This is a genomic window from Micrococcus cohnii, assembly GCF_014205175.1.
In the GTDB taxonomy this organism is placed as follows: Bacteria; Actinomycetota; Actinomycetes; order Actinomycetales; family Micrococcaceae; genus Micrococcus; species Micrococcus cohnii.
Genome location: NZ_JACHNA010000001.1, coordinates 2,138,336 through 2,155,648, shown reverse-complemented (window position 1 = coordinate 2,155,648; position 17,313 = coordinate 2,138,336). Strand labels below are relative to the sequence as shown.

The 17,313-nt window shown below is 71.5% G+C and carries 17 protein-coding genes; 10 read left to right on the top strand and 7 right to left on the bottom strand.

All coding sequences use genetic code 11. From position 1 onward, the window contains the following. Positions 1-144: 144 nt before the first annotated feature. Both HDA30_RS09830 and HDA30_RS09825 read left to right on the top strand, forming a co-directional pair. On the top strand, positions 145-1,449 hold the full coding sequence (locus tag HDA30_RS09830; protein WP_184242072.1) for an aspartate kinase: 1,305 nt from the start codon (positions 145-147) through the stop codon (positions 1,447-1,449). Between the two features lie 5 nt (positions 1,450-1,454). Beyond that, positions 1,455-2,393, top strand: coding sequence for a 3-methyladenine DNA glycosylase (locus HDA30_RS09825; RefSeq protein ID WP_184242070.1), 939 nt, complete (start codon positions 1,455-1,457; stop codon positions 2,391-2,393). Between the two features lie 133 nt (positions 2,394-2,526). On the opposite strand, the gene HDA30_RS09820 is transcribed toward HDA30_RS09825, so the two are convergent. After that, positions 2,527-2,988, bottom strand: a complete 462-nt coding sequence (locus HDA30_RS09820) for an ASCH domain-containing protein (protein WP_184242069.1) — start codon at positions 2,986-2,988, stop codon at positions 2,527-2,529. 168 nt (positions 2,989-3,156) lie between these two features. Here HDA30_RS09820 and HDA30_RS10590 point away from each other — a divergent pair, with 168 nt between their 5' ends. Together HDA30_RS10590 and HDA30_RS10585 are read left to right on the top strand one after the other, a co-directional pair. Further along, on the top strand, positions 3,157-3,651 hold the full coding sequence (locus tag HDA30_RS10590) for a hypothetical protein (protein ID WP_184242067.1): 495 nt from the start codon (positions 3,157-3,159) through the stop codon (positions 3,649-3,651). A gap of 2 nt (positions 3,652-3,653) precedes the next feature. Then, the gene (locus HDA30_RS10585) at positions 3,654-3,857 is read left to right on the top strand and encodes a helix-turn-helix transcriptional regulator (RefSeq protein ID WP_158497042.1); all 204 of its coding nucleotides are present in this window, start codon (positions 3,654-3,656) and stop codon (positions 3,855-3,857) included. A gap of 230 nt (positions 3,858-4,087) precedes the next feature. Here HDA30_RS10585 and HDA30_RS09805 read toward each other — a convergent pair whose 3' ends face one another. Next, entirely contained in the window at positions 4,088-4,621 is a 534-nt protein-coding gene (locus tag HDA30_RS09805) for a YchJ family protein (RefSeq protein WP_343059348.1), read from the bottom strand. Continuing rightward, positions 4,618-4,881, bottom strand: coding sequence for a hypothetical protein (locus HDA30_RS09800; RefSeq protein ID WP_158497041.1), 264 nt, complete (start codon positions 4,879-4,881; stop codon positions 4,618-4,620). The genes HDA30_RS09805 and HDA30_RS09800 overlap by 4 nt, the downstream gene beginning before the upstream one ends. Positions 4,882-5,061: 180 nt before the next feature. Between HDA30_RS09800 and HDA30_RS09795 the strand changes: the two genes are divergently transcribed. The 4 genes from HDA30_RS09795 to purL all read left to right on the top strand — a co-directional run bounded on the left by HDA30_RS09795 (position 5,062) and on the right by purL (position 10,146). Beyond that, positions 5,062-6,594: an MFS transporter gene (locus HDA30_RS09795; protein WP_343059347.1), complete on the top strand. Its 1,533-nt coding sequence runs from the start codon at positions 5,062-5,064 to the stop codon at positions 6,592-6,594. Positions 6,595-6,770: 176 nt separating this feature from the next. After that, the gene (gene purS, locus HDA30_RS09790; protein ID WP_184242065.1) at positions 6,771-7,049 is read left to right on the top strand and encodes a phosphoribosylformylglycinamidine synthase subunit PurS; all 279 of its coding nucleotides are present in this window, start codon (positions 6,771-6,773) and stop codon (positions 7,047-7,049) included. Continuing rightward, on the top strand, positions 7,049-7,843 hold the full coding sequence (purQ, locus tag HDA30_RS09785) for a phosphoribosylformylglycinamidine synthase subunit PurQ (RefSeq protein ID WP_184242063.1): 795 nt from the start codon (positions 7,049-7,051) through the stop codon (positions 7,841-7,843). The genes purS and purQ overlap by 1 nt, the downstream gene beginning before the upstream one ends. Continuing rightward, complete coding sequence (purL, locus tag HDA30_RS09780; RefSeq protein ID WP_184242061.1) at positions 7,840-10,146, top strand: phosphoribosylformylglycinamidine synthase subunit PurL; 2,307 nt, start codon at positions 7,840-7,842, stop codon at positions 10,144-10,146. Before purQ ends, purL begins: the two co-directional genes overlap by 4 nt. Before the next feature lie 112 nt (positions 10,147-10,258). On the opposite strand, the gene HDA30_RS09775 is transcribed toward purL, so the two are convergent. After that, positions 10,259-11,542: an acyltransferase family protein gene (locus tag HDA30_RS09775; protein ID WP_184242059.1), complete on the bottom strand. Its 1,284-nt coding sequence runs from the start codon at positions 11,540-11,542 to the stop codon at positions 10,259-10,261. A 260-nt stretch (positions 11,543-11,802) separates the two neighbouring features. On the opposite strand from HDA30_RS09775, the gene HDA30_RS09770 reads away from it, so the two are divergent. Next, positions 11,803-12,195, top strand: a complete 393-nt coding sequence (locus HDA30_RS09770; RefSeq protein ID WP_158497036.1) for a YtxH domain-containing protein — start codon at positions 11,803-11,805, stop codon at positions 12,193-12,195. Between the two features lie 82 nt (positions 12,196-12,277). Here the strand turns inward: HDA30_RS09770 and HDA30_RS09765 are convergent, their stop codons facing one another. The 3 genes from HDA30_RS09765 to HDA30_RS09755 form a co-directional block, all read right to left on the bottom strand. Further along, the gene (locus HDA30_RS09765) at positions 12,278-13,381 is read right to left on the bottom strand and encodes a hypothetical protein (RefSeq protein WP_184242057.1); all 1,104 of its coding nucleotides are present in this window, start codon (positions 13,379-13,381) and stop codon (positions 12,278-12,280) included. Positions 13,382-13,539: 158 nt separating this feature from the next. Beyond that, the gene (locus tag HDA30_RS09760; protein ID WP_184242055.1) at positions 13,540-14,394 is read right to left on the bottom strand and encodes a hypothetical protein; all 855 of its coding nucleotides are present in this window, start codon (positions 14,392-14,394) and stop codon (positions 13,540-13,542) included. A 111-nt stretch (positions 14,395-14,505) separates the two neighbouring features. Then, positions 14,506-15,384, bottom strand: coding sequence for an SIP domain-containing protein (locus HDA30_RS09755; RefSeq protein WP_158497034.1), 879 nt, complete (start codon positions 15,382-15,384; stop codon positions 14,506-14,508). 301 nt (positions 15,385-15,685) lie between these two features. Between HDA30_RS09755 and HDA30_RS09750 the strand changes: the two genes are divergently transcribed. After that, positions 15,686-17,221 (top strand): MDR family MFS transporter, encoded by a 1,536-nt coding sequence (locus HDA30_RS09750; protein WP_184242053.1) that lies wholly within the window; start codon positions 15,686-15,688, stop codon positions 17,219-17,221. Positions 17,222-17,313 lie beyond the last annotated feature (92 nt).

The following is a 17,313-nucleotide window of genomic DNA, read 5'->3' as shown; positions in this document are numbered from 1 at the left end:
GGGACCGGCGGCCCCGCCCAGATGTCCACGCGCGTCGAGGCCACGGTCACGGACCAGCCCGCAGCGTCGAGGTGGCCATAGACTGACGCGGAATCGCCGGCCGGGGCACGGCCGGAGCCCGACCCACCCCGAGGTATCCCCCGCATGAGTCTGATCGTCCAGAAGTACGGCGGCTCCTCCGTCGCCGACGCCGCCGGCATCCGCCGCGTCGCCCGCCGGGTCGCCGCCACGCAGCGCGCCGGCCACCAGGTGTGCGTCGTCGTCTCCGCCATGGGCGACACCACCGACGAGCTGCTCGACCTCGCCGCCGAGCTCACCGACGATGCTCCCGCCCGAGAGATGGACATCCTCCTCTCCGCGGGCGAGCGCATCTCGATGTCGCTGCTGGCCATGGCCATCGACGCCGAGGGCGTGCCAGCCCGCTCCTACACCGGTTCGCAGGCCGGCATGCTCACCGACGACGTCTACGGCAAGGCCCGCATCGTCAAGGTGAGCCCGGATCGAGTGCGCGCCGCCCTCGAGGAGGGCAAGATCGCGATCGTCGCGGGATTCCAGGGGATGAACACCGAGTCGAAGGACATCACGACGATGGGCCGCGGCGGCTCGGACACCACCGCCGTCGCGCTGGCCGCCGCCCTCAACGCCGACTCGTGCGAGATCTACACCGACGTGGACGGCGTCTACACGGCCGACCCGCGGGTGGTCCCCACCGCCGGCAAGATCGACCGCATCACCTCCGACGAGATGCTCGACATGGCCGCGTCCGGCTCGAAGATCCTCCACCTGCGCAGCGTCGAGTACGCCCGCCGCTTCGGCGTCACGCTGCGCGTCCGCTCGTCGTTCTCCGACCCGGACCAAGACGACCCGAACGCCGGCACCTGGGTCATCCCCGACCCGGCCGACACCATCACCCTCAAGGAAGGCGAACCCATGGAACAGCCGATCGTCTCCGGCGTCGCGCACGACCGCTCCGAGGCCAAGGTCACCGTCGTCGGCGTGCCGGACGTGCCCGGCAAGGCCGCGCAGATCTTCAGCGTGCTCGCGAAGGCCAATGCGAACGTCGACATGATCGTCCAGAACGTCTCCCGCGTCGGAGCGAACCAGACGGACATCTCCTTCACCGTGCCGATGGTCGAGGGCAAGGGGGCGCTCGAGGCCCTGCGTGCGGGGCAGGACGGCATCGGCTTCGAGGACATCGTCTACAACGAGGCCGTCGGCAAGCTCTCCCTCATCGGCGCGGGCATGCGCTCCAACCCGGGTGTCTCGGCCGCCTTCTTCGAGGCCCTCCACTCAGCCGGCGTGAACGTGGACATGATCTCGACCTCCGAGATCCGCATCTCCGTGGTGACAAACCAGGAGCAGCTCGACGACGGGGTGCGCGCGGTGCACACCGCCTTCGGCCTGGACACCGACGTCGAGGCGACCGTCTACGGCGGCACCGGACGCTGAGGCGCATGCCAGTCCTGCCGCCGGAGGAGTGGCTCGGCCGTGCCCGAGCCCACCGGCAGCGCATCGCCGCACGCACCGAGCCGATCGTCGCCCTGCACCACCAGGGGCGACGGCATCCGGTGTACGACTTCCTGTTCACCTACTACACCCACTCGGCCGGGGCGCTGCGACGGTGGCAGCCCGGGGCCGGCGTCGTCCTCGCCGACGACGCGGCCGGGAGCGCGGCGGCCGCCGAGGCCGAGGAGTTCGGGCAGGCGCCGCGCTCGGAGTGGACGCACTGGCGTCGTCTCGCACCGGGGGAGGTGGCCGGGGCGCCCGAGGGCGGCTGGAGCGTCGACGTCGCGGCCTTCCTGCGGGACCGGGCAGCGGGCGTCGCGTTCATCCGCGACCTGCTGACGCGGACGGCCGGCCGCGAGGCGCGGCTGGGCTGCTTCGGCCTGCACGAGTGGGCGATGGCTTACCGCTCCGAGGTGCACGGGGTGCGGCACTCGAGCGTGCCGCTGCGCCTGGGCGCGGAGGGGACGAACGCGGTGGTCGAGGGCGCGCGGATCCGGTGCACGCACTTCGACGCGTTCCGGTTCTTCGCCCCCGAGGCACGAGGGCTCAACGAGGAGCGGCCGACACGGGAGTCCATGCGGGCGATGGAGCAGCCGGGCTGCCTGCACGGAAACATGGACCTGTACAAGTGGGCGTACAAGCTGGTGCCGGCGGTGAGTTCGGATCTGCTGGCCGACTGCTTCGAGCTCGCCTGGGACGTGCGCGAGATGGACATGCAGGCCTCGCCTTACGACCTCGCGGACTGGGGGTTCGAGCCGATCCGCATCGAGACGCCCGAGGGCCGGGCCGAGTACGTGCGCCGTCAACGCGGGTTCGCCGAGCGCGGCCAGGCGCTGCGGGCCCGGTTGATCGAGAGCATCGACGGATGGGGTGCACCCGAGGGCTGACGGACGCGCGGCCCGCGCTCGTCGGTTCTGTGCTGCGCAAACGACCCTTCTCAGCGGCTCACACGGCCTGAGAAGGGTCGTTTGCGCAGTACGGATCGGCCATCGCCCGCCGGGGACACATCCGTCGGGGTCCTCAGCCCGAGAAGCGCAGTCGGAAGCGCTCGCACACCACGGGCATCTCCGGAGCGAACCCCGTCGCGCCGTGCTCCGTCCAAAAAGCCCGATGCTCGTCACGCCAGTGCCCGAGCGAACGATCGCCCTCGCCCTCGGCCCACGCGTGCTCAGCGCTCACCTCGGAGAACGGCACCACGTCGACGGCGGTCACCTCGATCACCGCACGGGGCATGCCGTCGCCGTCCAGGACAACGGACAGCTCGCCCGGCCGCGGCGGCCGCTCTCCGGCGTTCTCGTAGTCCGCGAGCGCCGAGGCCGTCGCGGTCTTGCGGTCCTGCAGGACGAGCGCAAGGAGAGCATCGGCCTCGTCCGGCCCCGCCCCGAAGGACCACGCCGGCGGCGGGCACGACGGGAGGGCAGGGTCGTGGCACCGGGCCCGTACCCAGAATGCCGCCATGGTCTCGCCGGCCGGATCACTCATGCGTTCAACCTATCTCCGGGGCCGTCGCGCTCCTCGTGGCCCGTCGCCGCGCGTCTCGGTGCCGCTCATCCGATTTTCGACGGAGATATGTCAAAGATCCTTGACGTCAAGCACTCTTGACACTGACGATGAGCTCACCAGCACCGACCACGACACGAGGAGGCCCTCATGACCGACACCACTACCACCACCGCGTCGCCACGCACCCGCTGGGGCCGCTCCGCCCGACTCGGCGGCGGCCAGACACGCCTCGTGACGGCGTCCCTGCTGTGCGGTGCCGTCGCCTCCGTGCTGTTCGGCCTCGTGGCCTTCTTGACCTTCGGGGAGGCCGATCCGGCACGCCCCTGGCTTCCCTGGCTGACGGTCACCGCGGTCGCGGTGGTCAACCTGCCCGTCACGGCAGCTCTGTTCTGGGCCCTGTTCGTAGACCGCAGCACTGTCCAGGGCGCGGTCCGCAATCCGGAGGACTCGGTCGAGTCACGCTGGTACGACGCCGCGGCCGTCGGAGCCTTCCACGACCTGCTCATCGTCATCGGCCTCGGCACGGCGGCCACCGCCTTCACCCGCTGGCAGGCCGACCTGACCGCGGTCGGCTGCGGCCTCATCCTGTTCACGTGGGGCGACATGGCGGTGCGCTACCTGATGCAGAAGCGCCGGGGCTGAGGGTGGACAACTCCCTGCCCGATGAACGAGCCCGCCTCGGCTGGTCGCAGCAGCGTCTCGCGGACGAGCTCGGCGTCTCACGGCAGACGATCATTTCGATCGAGAAGGGACGGCACGACCCCTCACTCACCCTCGCCTTCGAGCTGGCCCGGGTGGTCGGCCGCCGCGTCGACGAGCTGTTCACGCCCAAGGGCGGGCGCGGCTGACACCCCGACCCCGGGTCAGGTCTCGCAGCCGTCGCACTCGCGTCGAGGCGCCGGCGCCCCCGGCCGCCGCGGGGCCCGGCCAGCGCCTCGCACCGGTTCTGTACTGCGCAAACGACCCTTCTCAAGGCCTCACGCGGACTGAGAAGGGTCGTTCACGCAGTATGGATCCGAGCGGCCCGACGGACGCGCCTGGCGCGACGAACACCTCGTGTCGCGCGACGGGGGGCCGGTCAGCGCACCTGACCGTCAACATAGAGCCACGCCCCGTCGGCGCGGCGGAAGCGGCTGCGCTCGTGCAGCCGGAACCGACCGCCGCCCTCGCCGGCGTGCCGCCCAAGCGCGACGAACTCCACGACGCCCTCGTCCTGGAACGGGCCGCCGCCCTCGACGTCGAGCACCGCGAGCCTGGTAAACCGCGCGGCCGGCTCCTGCGTGCTCGGAGTCAGGTCTGCCGCGCTCGGGCGCCCGGCCTCGGTCCACGTCGCGCGCAGATACGCCACCATCGCGTCCACCGCGGCCTCGTCCACCACGGCCGCGGACTCGTCCGCCGCACCGTCACCCACCCCGGCCGCACCGTCGCCGGCCTCGCCGAGGCGCGCGAATGCGCAGAACCGCGACCGCATGAGCGCCTCGGCGGTCGGCGCGCTGAGCTCACCGGTCCGCGCGAAGCGCTCGTGGAACCGGCCACAGCAGGCGTCATAGGCGTCCCCCGTGCCGCAGGGGCACCTGCCGCAGGGGCGTTGGGCGCCGGGCTCCACCGTCACCGACGGCCGTCTCGCGACCGCCCCGCCTCGGCACGACGCCGAGCCCGGCCGCGTATGGCCCCCGTCGCCAGGACGACGACCGAGCCCAGGGCCCCGGCCATGCCGGCCAGGAACGGGCTGAACCGCGGGTGCCTTCCGCTGCGCCGCACACGCCGGTAGCGCACGTCGCTCGATCGCCGGCCGGGTCCGGAGCTGAACCGGGCCGTGGCGTTGATGCCGGCCTTCTCGCGGAGCTTTCGAGGGGTTCGCATCAGGATCATGACGCCCAGGCTAGACCCGCTCCCGCGCACCGCGCGGCATGCGACCCCGGACATGACCGACGCCCGGACCGCGAGTGTGCGAGAGTTCCTCTCGCGCCGCCGCCGGCCCCGAGGGACCCGCGCGGTCGCCCCGAACACGTGCCCCTGCACGCCCTCGAACGACCCCGGAAGGAGCCGCCTGTGACGCCCACCCTCTCGCCTCTGCGCCGCTGGTCCGCCCTCGGCGTGCTCGTGCTGCCGGTGTTGTTGATCTCCATCGACATGAGCGTGCTGGGCATCGCCGTGCCCGCGCTCTCGGCGGCGCTGAACCCGACGTCGACGCAGCTGCTGTGGATCATCGACCTGTACTCGTTCCTGCTGGCCGGTCTGCTGGTCTTCATGGGTTCGCTCGGCGACCGGATCGGACGGCGCCGCCTGCTTCTGCTCGGCGCTCCTCTGTTCGGCGCCGCCTCCCTGCTCGCCGCCTTCGCCACCTCCCCCGAGATGCTCATCGCCGCCCGCGCCCTGCTCGGCCTGGGCGGCGCCACGCTCATGCCCTCGACGCTCGGGCTGATCCGCACGATCTTCCCCGACCGCCGCCAACGGCGCACCGCGATCGCCGTGTGGGCGATGGCCTTCTCGGGCGGCTCCGCCCTCGGCCCCGTGGTCGGGGGCCTGCTGCTCGAACACTTCTGGTGGGGCTCGGTGTTCCTGCTGAACGTGCCGGTCATCGTCGCGTTCCTCGCGGCCGCGCCGTTCCTGCTGCCCGAGTCGCGCGACCCCGCCCCCGGCCCGTTCGACCCACTCTCGGCCGTTCTGTCGATCCTCGGGATGCTCGGCCTGGTCTACGCCCTCAAGACGGTCGCGACGCAGCCGGACGCGGGCGCGGCCCTGACCGCCGCGGCGGCCGCCGTGCTGGGGGCCGGGGCCCTCGCCTGGTTCGTCGCGCGTCAACGTCGCCGCCCCGATCCCATGATCGACGTGTCCCTCTTCGAAAGCCTGGCCTTCACCTCGGCGATCCTCGTGAACGTCGTCTCGATGCTGGCCCTGATGGGGCTGATGTTCTTCCTGCCGCAGTTCCTCATGCTCGTGCGCGGCATGGGCGCCGCCGAGGCCGGCCTCTGGACATTGCCGCTGGCCGCCGCCACGGTCGTCGGCACCCTCGCCGCCGCGCCGTTGGCCGGACGGCTGAGCGTGCGGACGGTCATCGCGGCCGGACTGGCCTGCAGCACGCTGGGCCTGCTGTGCGCATCACTGCTGGACGAGCTGGCCTGGCCCGGTCCGTTCCTGGTCCTCTCCGCGCTGTTCGGCGTCGGCGTCGGCCTGGCCGAGACCCTCACGAACGACGTCGTCCTGGCGGCCGCCCCGCCCGAACGCGCCGGCAGCGCCGCCGCGATCTCCGAGACCGGCTACGAATTCGGCGGCGCGATGGGCACGGCTCTGCTCGGCACCGCGGGCATGGCCGTCTACGCGGCCGGGGTGCGCGATGCGGCCGGCACGGTCCCCGGCCTGAACGCGGCCGACGCCGAGGCCGCCGCGCAGACGCTGGCCGCCTCCCGCGACATCGCCGCAGCCCTCCCGGACGGCGGGGCCGGACTGCTCGAGGCCGCGGACGCGGCATTTCTGGCCGGCATCGATCTGATCGCCCTGATCGCCGCCGGGCTCATGGCCGCCCTGCTCGCGCTGACGTGGCACGGTCTGCGGGAGGAGGCCGCCACCGACCCGCGGCACTGAACGCCCCGGTGCTCGACCGGCCCGGACCGCCCGGGCCGCCGGCATCCCGCCCACCGTCGGGCCACGCCCGCGTAGACTGGCGAGGCAAGCGCGCGGAGCGCCCCTGTCCGGGCGTGAGACGGCACCGGAGTCCGGGCCCGCTCCGCGGCACCCGTCCCGCACCCAGGAGCGTGTTCATGCCCATCATCGTCGTCGACGTCATGCCCAAGCCCGAGATCCTTGACCCGCAGGGCAAGGCCATTGCCGGGGCCCTGCCGCGGCTGGGCTTCACCGAGTTCGCCCAGGTCCGCCAGGGCAAGCGCTTCGAGCTGAGCGTCGAGGGCGAGGTCACCGACGCCGTGCTCGACCGGGCCCGCGCCGCCGCCGCCGAGCTGCTGTCCAACCCGGTCATCGAGGACGTCGTGAACGTCGCCGTGGTCGACGAGTCCGAGACGAACGACGAGGCCCACGCCTGATGAGCACGGACCTGCCGCTGATCGGGGACTACTCGACCCCCACGACCGAGCTGACCGGCGCCCGCATCGGCGTGGTCACCTTCCCGGGCACGCTCGACGACGTCGACGCCGCCCGCGCCGTCCGTCTCTCCGGCGCCGAGGCCGTGTCCCTGTGGCACGCCGACGAGGACCCTGCCGCCGCGCTGCGCAGCGTCGACGCCGTCGTCATCCCGGGCGGCTTCTCCTACGGCGACTACCTGCGCGCCGGCGCGATCTCCCGCTTCGCCCCGATGATGGACGCGATCGCCTCCGCCGCCGGCGGCCGGCAGGGCTCGACGACCGGCCTGCCGGTGCTGGGCATCTGCAACGGCTTCCAGATCCTCACCGAATCGCACCTGCTGCCCGGCTCGATGATCAAGAACGACCACCTGCACTTCATCTGCCGCGACCAGGCCCTCGCCGTCGAAAACGCCGGCACCGCCTGGACCCGGGACTTCGAGCAGGGCCAGCGCATCGTCGTCCCGCTGAAGAACCAGGACGGCCAGTACGTGGCCGACGAGACCACCCTCGACGAGCTCGAGGGCGAGGGCCGCGTGGTGTTCCGCTACCTCGACGTGAACCCGAACGGCTCTCGCCGTGACATCGCCGGCGTCGCCAACGCTGCGGGCAACGTGGTCGGCCTGATGCCGCACCCCGAGCACGCCGTCGAGCCGGGCTTCGGCCCGGACACCGAAGCCGGGCCCCGCACGGGCGTCGACGGCCTGGGCTTCTTCACGTCCGTCCTGTCCGCGATCGCCGCCGGAGGTGCCGCATGAGCCAGCAGTTCAACATCGAGACCGTCGAGGCCGCCGCGGCGAACCCGGACGTCGAGCAGCCCTGGGCCGAGCTCGGCCTCAAGGAGGACGAGTACGCGCGCATCCGCGAGATCCTGGGCCGCCGCCCGACCGCGGCCGAGCTCGCGATGTACTCCGTGATGTGGTCCGAGCACTGCTCGTACAAGTCCTCGAAGGTGCATCTGCGTCAGTTCGGCGACAAGCTCACCGACGAGATGAAGAAGAACCTGATGGTCGGCATCGGCGAGAACGCCGGCGTGACGGACCTGGGTGACGACTGGGCCGTGACCTTCAAGGTCGAGTCCCACAACCACCCCTCGTTCGTGGAGCCCCACCAGGGCGCGGCCACGGGCATCGGCGGCATCGTGCGCGACATCATCTCGATGGGCGCCCGCCCGGTCGCCGTCATGGACCCGCTGCGCTTCGGCGCGGTCGAGCACCCGGACACCGCGCGCGTCGTGCACGGCGTCGTGGCGGGCATCGGCGGCTACGGCAACTCGCTGGGCCTGCCGAACATCGGCGGCGAGGTCCGCTTCGACGCGTCCTACCAGGGCAACCCGCTGGTCAACGCCCTGGCCGTGGGCGTGCTCAAGCACGAGGACCTGCGCCTGGCCAACGCCTCGGGCGTCGGCAACAAGGTGGTGCTCTTCGGCGCCCGCACCGGTGGCGACGGCATCGGCGGCGCCTCGGTGCTGGCCTCCGAGTCCTTCGACGACGGCGGCAAGCCGGCCAAGCGCCCCTCGGTGCAGGTGGGCGATCCGTTCGCCGAGAAGGTGCTCATCGAGTGCTGCCTCGAGCTGTTCCGCGACTCGCTCGTCGAGGGCATCCAGGACCTCGGCGCCGCCGGCATCTCCTGCGCGACCTCCGAGCTCGCCTCCAACGGCGAGGGCGGCATGCGCGTCGAGCTGACCGACGTGCTGCTGCGCGACTCCACGCTGACCCCGGGCGAGATCCTGATGTCCGAGTCGCAGGAGCGCATGATGGCCGTGGTGACCCCGGAGAACGCCGAGCGCTTCGAGGCGGTCATGGCCAAGTGGGACGTCGAGTACTCGTGGCTCGGCGAGGTCACCGGCGACGGTCGCCTCGTCATCACGTGGGACGGCGAGACGATCGTCGACGTCGACCCGCGCACCGTGGCCCACGACGGCCCCGTGTACGAGCGCCCGTACCACCGCCCGGCGTGGCTGGACGACGTGCAGGCCGACACCTTCCGCGCCTCCGCGGCCGGTCGTGACCTGCCGCAGGACGGCCCGGCCCTCAAGGCGGCGCTGCTCGAGCTGATGTCCGCGCCGAACATGGCGGACACCTCATGGATCACCAAGCAGTACGACCGCTACGTGCGCGGCAACACCGCGCTGGCCTCCCCCGACGACGCCGGCGTGATCCGCGTCGACGAGACGACCGGCATGGGCGTGGCCGTCTCCACCGACTGCAACGACCGGTTCGCCTACCTGGACCCGTACACGGGCGCGCAGGCCTCGCTCGCCGAGTCCTACCGCAACGTGACCACCTCGGGCGCGGTGCCGCTGGCCGTCACCGACTGCCTGAACTTCGGCTCACCCGAGGACCCGGAGGTGATGTGGCAGTTCGCTGAGGCCGTGCGCGGTCTGGCCGACGCGTGCCAGGAGCTGGGCATCCCGGTGACCGGCGGCAACGTCTCGCTGTACAACCAGACCGGCGGCGTCGCGATCCACCCGACCCCCACCGTGGGCGTGCTGGGTCGCTTCGACGATGTCGCCCGCCGCACCCCGTCCGGCTTCGGCCCCGACGCGGACGGCCAGGCGATCTACCTGCTCGGCACCACCGCCGACGAGCTGGACGGCTCGGAGTTCGCCCGGCTGCGCGGCCACCTGGGCGGACTGCCGCCGAAGCTGGACCTGGCTCGGGAGAAGCTGCTGGGCGAGCTGCTGATCAACGCCTCGCGTGACGGCATGATCGACGCGGCCCACGACCTGGCCGGCGGCGGGCTGGCGGCCACGCTCTCCGAGATGGTGCTGCGCTTCGGCGTGGGCGCCCGCATCGTGTTGGACGAGGTGTGCGAGCGCGACGGCGTGGACACCTTCACCGCCCTGTTCTCCGAGTCGCAGGCCCGCGCCGCCGTGGCCGTGCCCCGCACCGAGGAGGTCCGCTTCACGGACATGACGACCGCGCGCGGCTTCCCCGTGGCCCGCATCGGCGTGGTCGACGCGGCCTCGGAATCGCTCGAGGTCCAGGGCCAGTTCACCTTGCCGATCGCTCAGCTGCACCAGGCGTGGGAGGCGACCCTGCCCAAGCACTTCGGCTGAGCCGGACCGCCACGGCGCTCGCGGAGGGCGCACCCCGACGGCCGCTCGCCCGCATCCCGCTCGTACGGGGCGCGGGCGAGCGGCCGTCCGCGTCTGCGGGCCAGCCCGCGGCTCACCCTCGGCGGGCGCCCGGCGGCCTCCATGCCAGCAGCACGGCCGCCCCGGTGCAGACGGCCGCGGCACCGGCCAACGGCAGATCGAGGCCGAGGCGAGTGATCGCCAGGTTCGGTGCGATCGCCAGCAGCAGCGCGCCGGTCGCAGCTGGGCCGACGAGCCCGCCCACGACCGGGCGCGGCGACACCCGTTCCAGGCGCGCCCCCGCCCAGGTCAGGCCGATCGTCAGCCCGATGACCACGACCCACACCACCGGGCGCGTCGCCCACCACAGGGCCGATCCGGGTTCGGGGGCGGCGCCGAGCAGCCAGAGCGCCCCGTTGAGGGCGATGATCACGGCCATGTGCCACAGGTACAGGTGCATCGCCTGCCGGCCCACCACCAGCAGCACCGCCTGCACCGCGCGCACCGCGGCGACCCGCCGCAGGGCCGGGCGAAGGAGCTGGAACAGGGCCAGGTGCATGAGCCCGATGCTCAGCAACGGCAGCGTCGGCGGGTTCAGGTTCGCGAGCATGTCAGGCCCGTACCACGGGGCCTGCGCCAGCAACGCCGTGGCCCCCAAGCCCACCGCGGCCAGCACGACCCAGGCCCAGGCTCCCGCTCGGGAGAGCAGGCCGCGGGCCAGCGCCATCCCCCACAGCTGCAGCAGGGGCCACACGGTGAGCATGTTGAGCAGCCCCGGCAGGTCACTGCCGCCGGCAGCGACGCTCGCGTGGCGGAGCCCGTCGACGAGCACGACCACCACGAGCACGGCGACCGACGCCCCGGCCAGGCCGACCGCCCCGCGCCGTTCCAGCATTCGGTGCTGCCACGGGGCCACCCCCTGGCACAGGAGGAACGCGGCCATGAACCACAGCGGGTCCCCGGCCCCGTCGATGGCCGGGCCGAAAGTAGCCGTCGGCACGCCGGCCAGGGTGAGCACCGCGGCGATCGCCGTCATCACGACGAAGAAGGGCAGCGCCGGCAGAGCCAGGCGCAGCACGCGCGAGCGCACGTGTTCATGGTCCGGCCGAGCCTGGCGTGCCGCTCGGTCCAGCGAGAAGTGGGCCCCGTAGCCGCCCAGAAGGAAGAACAGCGGCATCACCTGCGCGAACCAGCTGCCGACGGCGAAGAAGGGCAGTTCGGTCAGAGGGCTCATGACGGCCGGGACCGCCTCCGCGCCGCCGATGCCGACCATGCCGACGTGGATCGCGACGACCGCCAGGAGACAGCCGATGCGTACCAGGTCGACCGACAGGTCCCGTGTGCCGCTCGCGGCGGCCGCCGTGCGTTGGGTAGTCATGCCCGTCCCCTCCTCGCTGTGGCCGGACGGCGTCCGCTCCTGCGCGCGCCGACCTGATTCGTCACCGATTGTGCCGGACGGGCCGGCCCCGACGGGACGCGAGGTGGACGGGCGTCACGTCGACGGGGAGCGGCCAGAAGTTGACCGGCGGCCACACGGGGGGCAAAAGTGGGGACCAATGTCATGCGGACGGCAGTCCTCGAGGCGAAGCGCCCCGGGCGTCCGTGTGGCCCAGCAAGGACAACCAGAAGGAGACCATCATGCGTCTGTTCACCCTCGGCCTCGGTGCCGCCCTCGGTTACCTCATCGGCTCCCGTGAGGGCCGCGAGAACCTCAACAAGATGCGCAACAACGCCCAGCAGTACTGGAACGACCCGAAGACCCAGGAGCGGGTCCAGAAGGTGCAGGGCAACGCCTCCCAGAAGTGGCAGGAGGCCAAGCAGTCGGAGAAGGTTCAGAACGTGACCACCAAGGTGGGCGCCAAGGTCGACGAGACCAAGGGCAAGCTGGGCGCCACCACCGACAACCTGAAGAACACGTCCTCCGAGCGCCAGGAGAACTCCACCTCTGAGCTGGCCTCCGGCAAGAACGCCGATCCGGACGTGGTCTCGGATCCGTCGACCTCCCTGAACGCGGAGGGCCCCAACGCCTGACACGCGCCGCACGCAGCGCACGAGAAGGCCGGCACCCCGTTCGGGGCGCCGGCCTTCTCGCGTCTGGCGGTGTCCCCGCCGATCAGCCCTCGCTGCTGGAGGACTCCTCCGACGAGGAGGACGAGGACTCATCCGACGATGACGGGGCCGAGGAGGATCCGCCGGTCATCGAGTCCAGGTCCAGGACCTTGTCCTTGTCCGGGGCCTCGACCTGGTCCACGTCGTCCCAGTCCTCGAAGGTCACGGTGCCCGCATCGCCCTCCTCGACGGCGATGGACACGAGGTACCCCTCCTTGTCGACCAGGATGATCGAGTCCTTGTCGCCCTTCTTCGCGGCCGGCTCCCGGTACTCGAAGACCTCCTCACCGTCGTGGGTCGTGGTCTCCGGGTCGATGGGGGCGAGCTTCTTGCCCTTGTTGCCCTCCTCGACGCCCTTGAGCATCTCGTCGATCATGGTGCCGACACCGGCCTCGGCCATGTCCATCTCGGAGGAGCTGACCCACTCGGCGCTCTCGGCGTCCATGAGCTCCTTCATCTGCGGGTCCTGCTCCTCCATGCCCTTCACATACGAGGTGCCGTCGACAACCTTGTAGGTCATCGTGCCCTGCTCGCCGAGTTCCATGGTGCCGGCGGTCTCGGAGTCGTCGGTCTTGCCCTCGATCTCCATGTTGACGGTGCCCGAACCCAGGCCGGCCTCGGCGCCGTCCATCTCCTTGATCGAGATCTTGACGGACTCCGCGTCCTCGAGGTTCTTCTTGGCAACCTCCCACGCCTCGTTCAGGTTCGGCTCCTCGGTGCCGAAGACGGCCTTCGGGTCGCCCTCCGAGTCCTTGTCGTCCTGATCGTCCTTGTCGTCCTGGTCATCGGACTCGGAAGACTCGGCATCGTCGGACTCGTTCTCGTCCTTGTCGTCCTGATCATCGGGCTCGGAGGAGTCAGACTCCTTGTCGTCCTGGTCGTCCTTGTCGTCCTGACCATCGGACTCGGAGGACTCGGCCTGGTCGTCCTGATCGTCCGACTGCTCGGAGCCGCCCTCAGAGGCCGCCGCCTCCTCGCTCTGGCTCGCGCCCTCCTTCGGGGCGTCGTCCTTCTTCTCCTCGTCGCCGCCGGTCATGCCGCAGGCGCTCAGCGCGAGCGTGCCGGCGCCGAACAGGGCCAGCAGGGACGTGCGATTCCAGGTGCTCATTGTCGATTCCCCTCGTCGTGTGGAGTCATTCCGTCACGGCGACACCACAAGACACGCCTGCGGCATCGTCCGCCGCGGGTGCGGCATGGACGGTCTGCGGCGAGCCCTCACACGGACTCGCCGCAGACGCCATCGTAAGTGAGTTCCCTCTCGCCCGCTCAGCGTGACGACATATCCTCCGGCTTCATGACCTGATCGTCCTTCGGCGCCTTCGCCTTCTCCACGGAATCCCAGTCAGAGAATTGGACCTCGACCGACTCATCCTTCTTCTCGTCGCCCTTCTTCTCGCCGTCCTTCTTCTCACCCGAGTCCTGACCACGGGACTCGTCGATTTCCAGGGCCAGCAGCTCGTCGTCCTCGCTGACGACGAAAGCGGACACGTTGCTCATGTTCGTGGCCGTCTCTCCGGCGCCGTCCTTGCCCTCACCCTTCTTCTTCGAGTCGTCCTGCTTGGCCGACTCGACGTCCTCCGGGACGGTGTAGCGGTAGCCCTTCTCGCCGTCGACCTCGACCTCCTCGCGCTGGGACTCGACGTCCTTCAGCGCGTCACCGGCGGGCAGCCCGTCCAGCATCTCCTGATGGAACTGCTTCATGAAGCCGCCCTTGTCCTTCGGCACCTCCTGCTCCATCCACTTGTCGCCGCCGAACTGGGAGGACTTGGTGTACGCCTTGCCGTCGACCTCGCGGACGGTGGTCTCCATGGCCTGCTCGCCCTCGGACTTCACGGACATCTCACTGTTGGGCGCGTCCACATGGCCGGCCAGATCCACCGTGGCCTTCTGACCCTGCGAGTCGTCCTCCATGGTGACGCGGAAGGAGTCAGCCTCCTCGATCTGCGTGCGCACCTTCTGCCAGGCCTCACCCGCCGAAGCGCCCTCGGCCTTGCCGCCGCCGGAATCGCCGCCCGAGCCTGCCTCGCCGCCGCCTCCGCAGGCGGTCAGGGTCAGAACGGCGGCGCCGGCTGCCGAGAGACGCAGGGCACGAACAGTGGTGTCTCGGTTCAAGAAAGTCATGGCCCGCACCCTAACGGCGACATCTGGGAATTCAGGCAATGCCCGCTCGATGCAGACTCCCCGTTCGCCCGACGACGGCAGGGATCGCCGCGGGCACACGACGCGGAGGCGTCAGTCCTCGAAGATCTGCCCGACGGGGGTCCGCTTCTCGGCCTGGAACGCGTCCTCGACGCGGCCATAGGCCCAGTAGGCGCTCACGGACATCTCACGCCGGTCCATGCCCCGCACCTGCGTCAGGTGGCGCCGGGCGATCTTGACCTGCTCCCGCTCGCCGTGGACGAACGCGTGCACGCGGCCGGCCGGCCAGTCCAGGCCCGCCAGGGCCGCCGGCCAGCGTGAGGCCTGCGGGCTGAACGCGCCGCCGCGATGCAGCCAGCACACCCTCACGCCCGCGGGGGCGAGGAGCTCGAGCTCGTCCTCGGGCCCGGCCACCTCGATCAACGCGACGCCGCGGGCCTGCGGAGCCGTGCGGGCCAGGTCCTCGAGCGAGGCCGCGATGGCCGGCAGCGCGGACTCGTCTCCGGCCAACACATGCGCGTCGGCATTCGGATCGGGCCGGTACCCCCCGCCGGGCCCGAAGAAGGCCACGACGTCCCCGGGCTCGGCGCGCGCGGCCCACGGCCCGGCGAGGCCGTCGTCCCCGTGGTGCACGACGTCGATGTCGAGCGTCCTGGCATCGGTGTCGACGCGTCGGACGGTGTACGTGCGGCGCACCGGCATCTGCTCGGGGGCGAGGTGCTCGCGCAGCGCGTCCATGTCATAGGGCGGAACCAGGCCCAGCGACGGTTCGGCGAACAGCAGCTTCACGTACTGGTCGGTCGCGTCCTTCGCCGCCCACCGCTCGGCGAAGCCGTCGAACCCGTCGGCGCCGGGGCGAGGGCCGTCGGGCAGGTCCGCCAGCGTGAGTCGCACCAGGTGCGTCGTGGGCCGATGCACGCGCAGCACCTGCAGCACGGTCTGCGGGCGCGGAGGACGGGCGGATGCGGTCACGGGATGCTCCTTCGACGGGGGCGGTGAGGCCGTTCCTGCGAGGCGGACGGTCGATTGCGCTCATCCTGTCCGAGCGTCGGCGCCCGCGGCAACCGGGCCCACCGCCGGGCGGCGTCCAGGGCGCCGCCGACCGGCAGCCGCTGAACCGGACGCCCGATGCCCGGGACAGCGGTGAGACACGCCTCAGGCGGCCCCGCACGGGAATGCCCAGCACACCCCCGGCATTGAGATGCACGGGCGCCGAGACGCAGGGCGCCCGCCGGCCCTGGCCGGTGCCGCCCACGCTCGCCGAAAGACCACCATGACCGACACCTCCCCCGACGCCTCACCGTTCACCGACGAACCCGACGTCAACTACGAGACGGACACGACCGCGGACCAGACCGGCTCCGACGCCCTGCCGCCGGGCGCCGGACGGTTGATCGGCCTGCTCGTGTCCGCCGCGTTCGTCGTGATCCTCAACGAGACGATCATGTCCGTGGCGATCTCCCGGCTGATGGACCAGTTCGCCGTCAGCGCCGCCACCGCCCAGTGGCTCTCCACCGGGTTCATGCTCACGATGGCCGTCGTCATCCCGTTCACCGGATGGCTGCTGAACAGCCTGCGACTGCGCACCGTGTTCATCCTCGCCATGAGCACGTTCACGCTCGGCACCGCGATTGCCGCCCTCGCCCCCGTGTTCGGCGTGCTCGTGGCCGGTCGCGTCGTGCAGGCCGTGGGCACCGCGATCATGATGCCGCTGCTGATGACGACCGTGCTCAACGTCGTCCCCGCCGCCCGCCGTGGCCGCGTGATGGGGCTGGTGAGCATCGTCATCGCGGTGGCACCGGCGGCCGGGCCCACCGTCGGCGGCGTGATCCTCGAACACCTGAGCTGGCGGTGGATGTTCGGCGTTGTGCTGCCGATCGCGCTGATCGCCCTGGGCGCGGGCGTCCTGTGGGTGCGCAACGTGACCGAGCCGCGCCCGGTCCCGCTCGACGCGCTCTCGGGCGTGTTCTCCGCCATCGGCTTCGCGGGGCTCATCTACGGCCTCTCCAGCATCGGCGAGGCCGCCGGCGACACCGCGCCCGTCAGCCCGTGGATCCCCCTGACCGTGGGCGTTCTCGCCCTGGCCGTGTTCACGCGGCGCCAGCTGCGGCTGCGGGACGCGGCGCTGCTCGACCTGCGCGTGCTGGCCCGCCCGACCTACACGATCGCGCTGGCCACGATGCTGCTGGCCATGTTGTCCCTGTTCGGCACGATCATCCTGCTGCCGATGTACTTCCAGCAGGTGCTCGGCTGGAGCACCCAGCAGGCCGGGCTCGCCCTGCTGCCCGGCGGCCTCGTCATGGCCGTGCTCGGCTACGCCGTCGGCAACGTGTACGACCGAGTGGGCCCGCGTCCCCTCCTCGTGCCCGGCTCCGTGCTGGGCGCCGCCGGCATGTGGGGGTACACGTTCCTGAACGAGGACTCCTCCGCCGCCCTGGTGATCGCCCTGCACATCACCCTGACCACCGGGCTGTCCATGATGTTCTCCCCGCTGATGACGACCGCACTCTCGGCGCTGCCGCGCTCGCTGTACGCGCACGGCTCCGCCCTGATGTCCACGCTGCAACAGGTGGCCGGGGCCGCCGGGACGGCACTGTTCATCACGCTGCTCACGGTGGGCGCCGCGACCGCGCTGGGCGACGGGGCGGGCGTCGGCGGAACGGGCGAGGGCGGCGCACCGGCCGCCGAGACCGTCCGCAGCGCCACCATGTCCGGCGTGCACCTGGCGATGCTCTCGGGCGCGTGCCTGTTCACGCTCACGCTCGTGGCCGTCTGGTTCGTCCGTCGCCCGCAGGGCGAGCCGTCGTGATGCACTCCCCCCCCCACCCCGCCGCCCAGAGAACTGCCAGCGGCAGTTGCGCCCACCGCCAGGCTCACGCCGTAGCGTTCGGAACGCCTCAT

Bases quoted from the DNA above. Each gene is read 5' to 3' on its own strand.
- purS (WP_184242065.1), top strand. From the start codon at position 6,771: ATGCCCATCATCGTCGTCGACGTCATGCCCAAGCCCGAGATCCTTGAC.
- HDA30_RS09760 (WP_184242055.1), bottom strand. From the start codon at position 14,394: ATGACTTTCTTGAACCGAGACACCACTGTTCGTGCCCTGCGTCTCTCG.
- HDA30_RS10590 (WP_184242067.1), top strand. From the start codon at position 3,157: ATGACCGACACCACTACCACCACCGCGTCGCCACGCACCCGCTGGGGC.
- purL (WP_184242061.1), top strand. From the start codon at position 7,840: ATGAGCCAGCAGTTCAACATCGAGACCGTCGAGGCCGCCGCGGCGAAC.
- HDA30_RS09800 (WP_158497041.1), bottom strand. From the start codon at position 4,881: ATGATCCTGATGCGAACCCCTCGAAAGCTCCGCGAGAAGGCCGGCATC.
- HDA30_RS09830 (WP_184242072.1), top strand. From the start codon at position 145: ATGAGTCTGATCGTCCAGAAGTACGGCGGCTCCTCCGTCGCCGACGCC.
- purQ (WP_184242063.1), top strand. From the start codon at position 7,049: ATGAGCACGGACCTGCCGCTGATCGGGGACTACTCGACCCCCACGACC.
- HDA30_RS09825 (WP_184242070.1), top strand. From the start codon at position 1,455: ATGCCAGTCCTGCCGCCGGAGGAGTGGCTCGGCCGTGCCCGAGCCCAC.
- HDA30_RS09770 (WP_158497036.1), top strand. From the start codon at position 11,803: ATGCGTCTGTTCACCCTCGGCCTCGGTGCCGCCCTCGGTTACCTCATC.
- HDA30_RS09775 (WP_184242059.1), bottom strand. From the start codon at position 11,542: ATGACTACCCAACGCACGGCGGCCGCCGCGAGCGGCACACGGGACCTG.
- HDA30_RS09750 (WP_184242053.1), top strand. From the start codon at position 15,686: ATGACCGACACCTCCCCCGACGCCTCACCGTTCACCGACGAACCCGAC.
- HDA30_RS09765 (WP_184242057.1), bottom strand. From the start codon at position 13,381: ATGAGCACCTGGAATCGCACGTCCCTGCTGGCCCTGTTCGGCGCCGGC.
- HDA30_RS09820 (WP_184242069.1), bottom strand. From the start codon at position 2,988: ATGAGTGATCCGGCCGGCGAGACCATGGCGGCATTCTGGGTACGGGCC.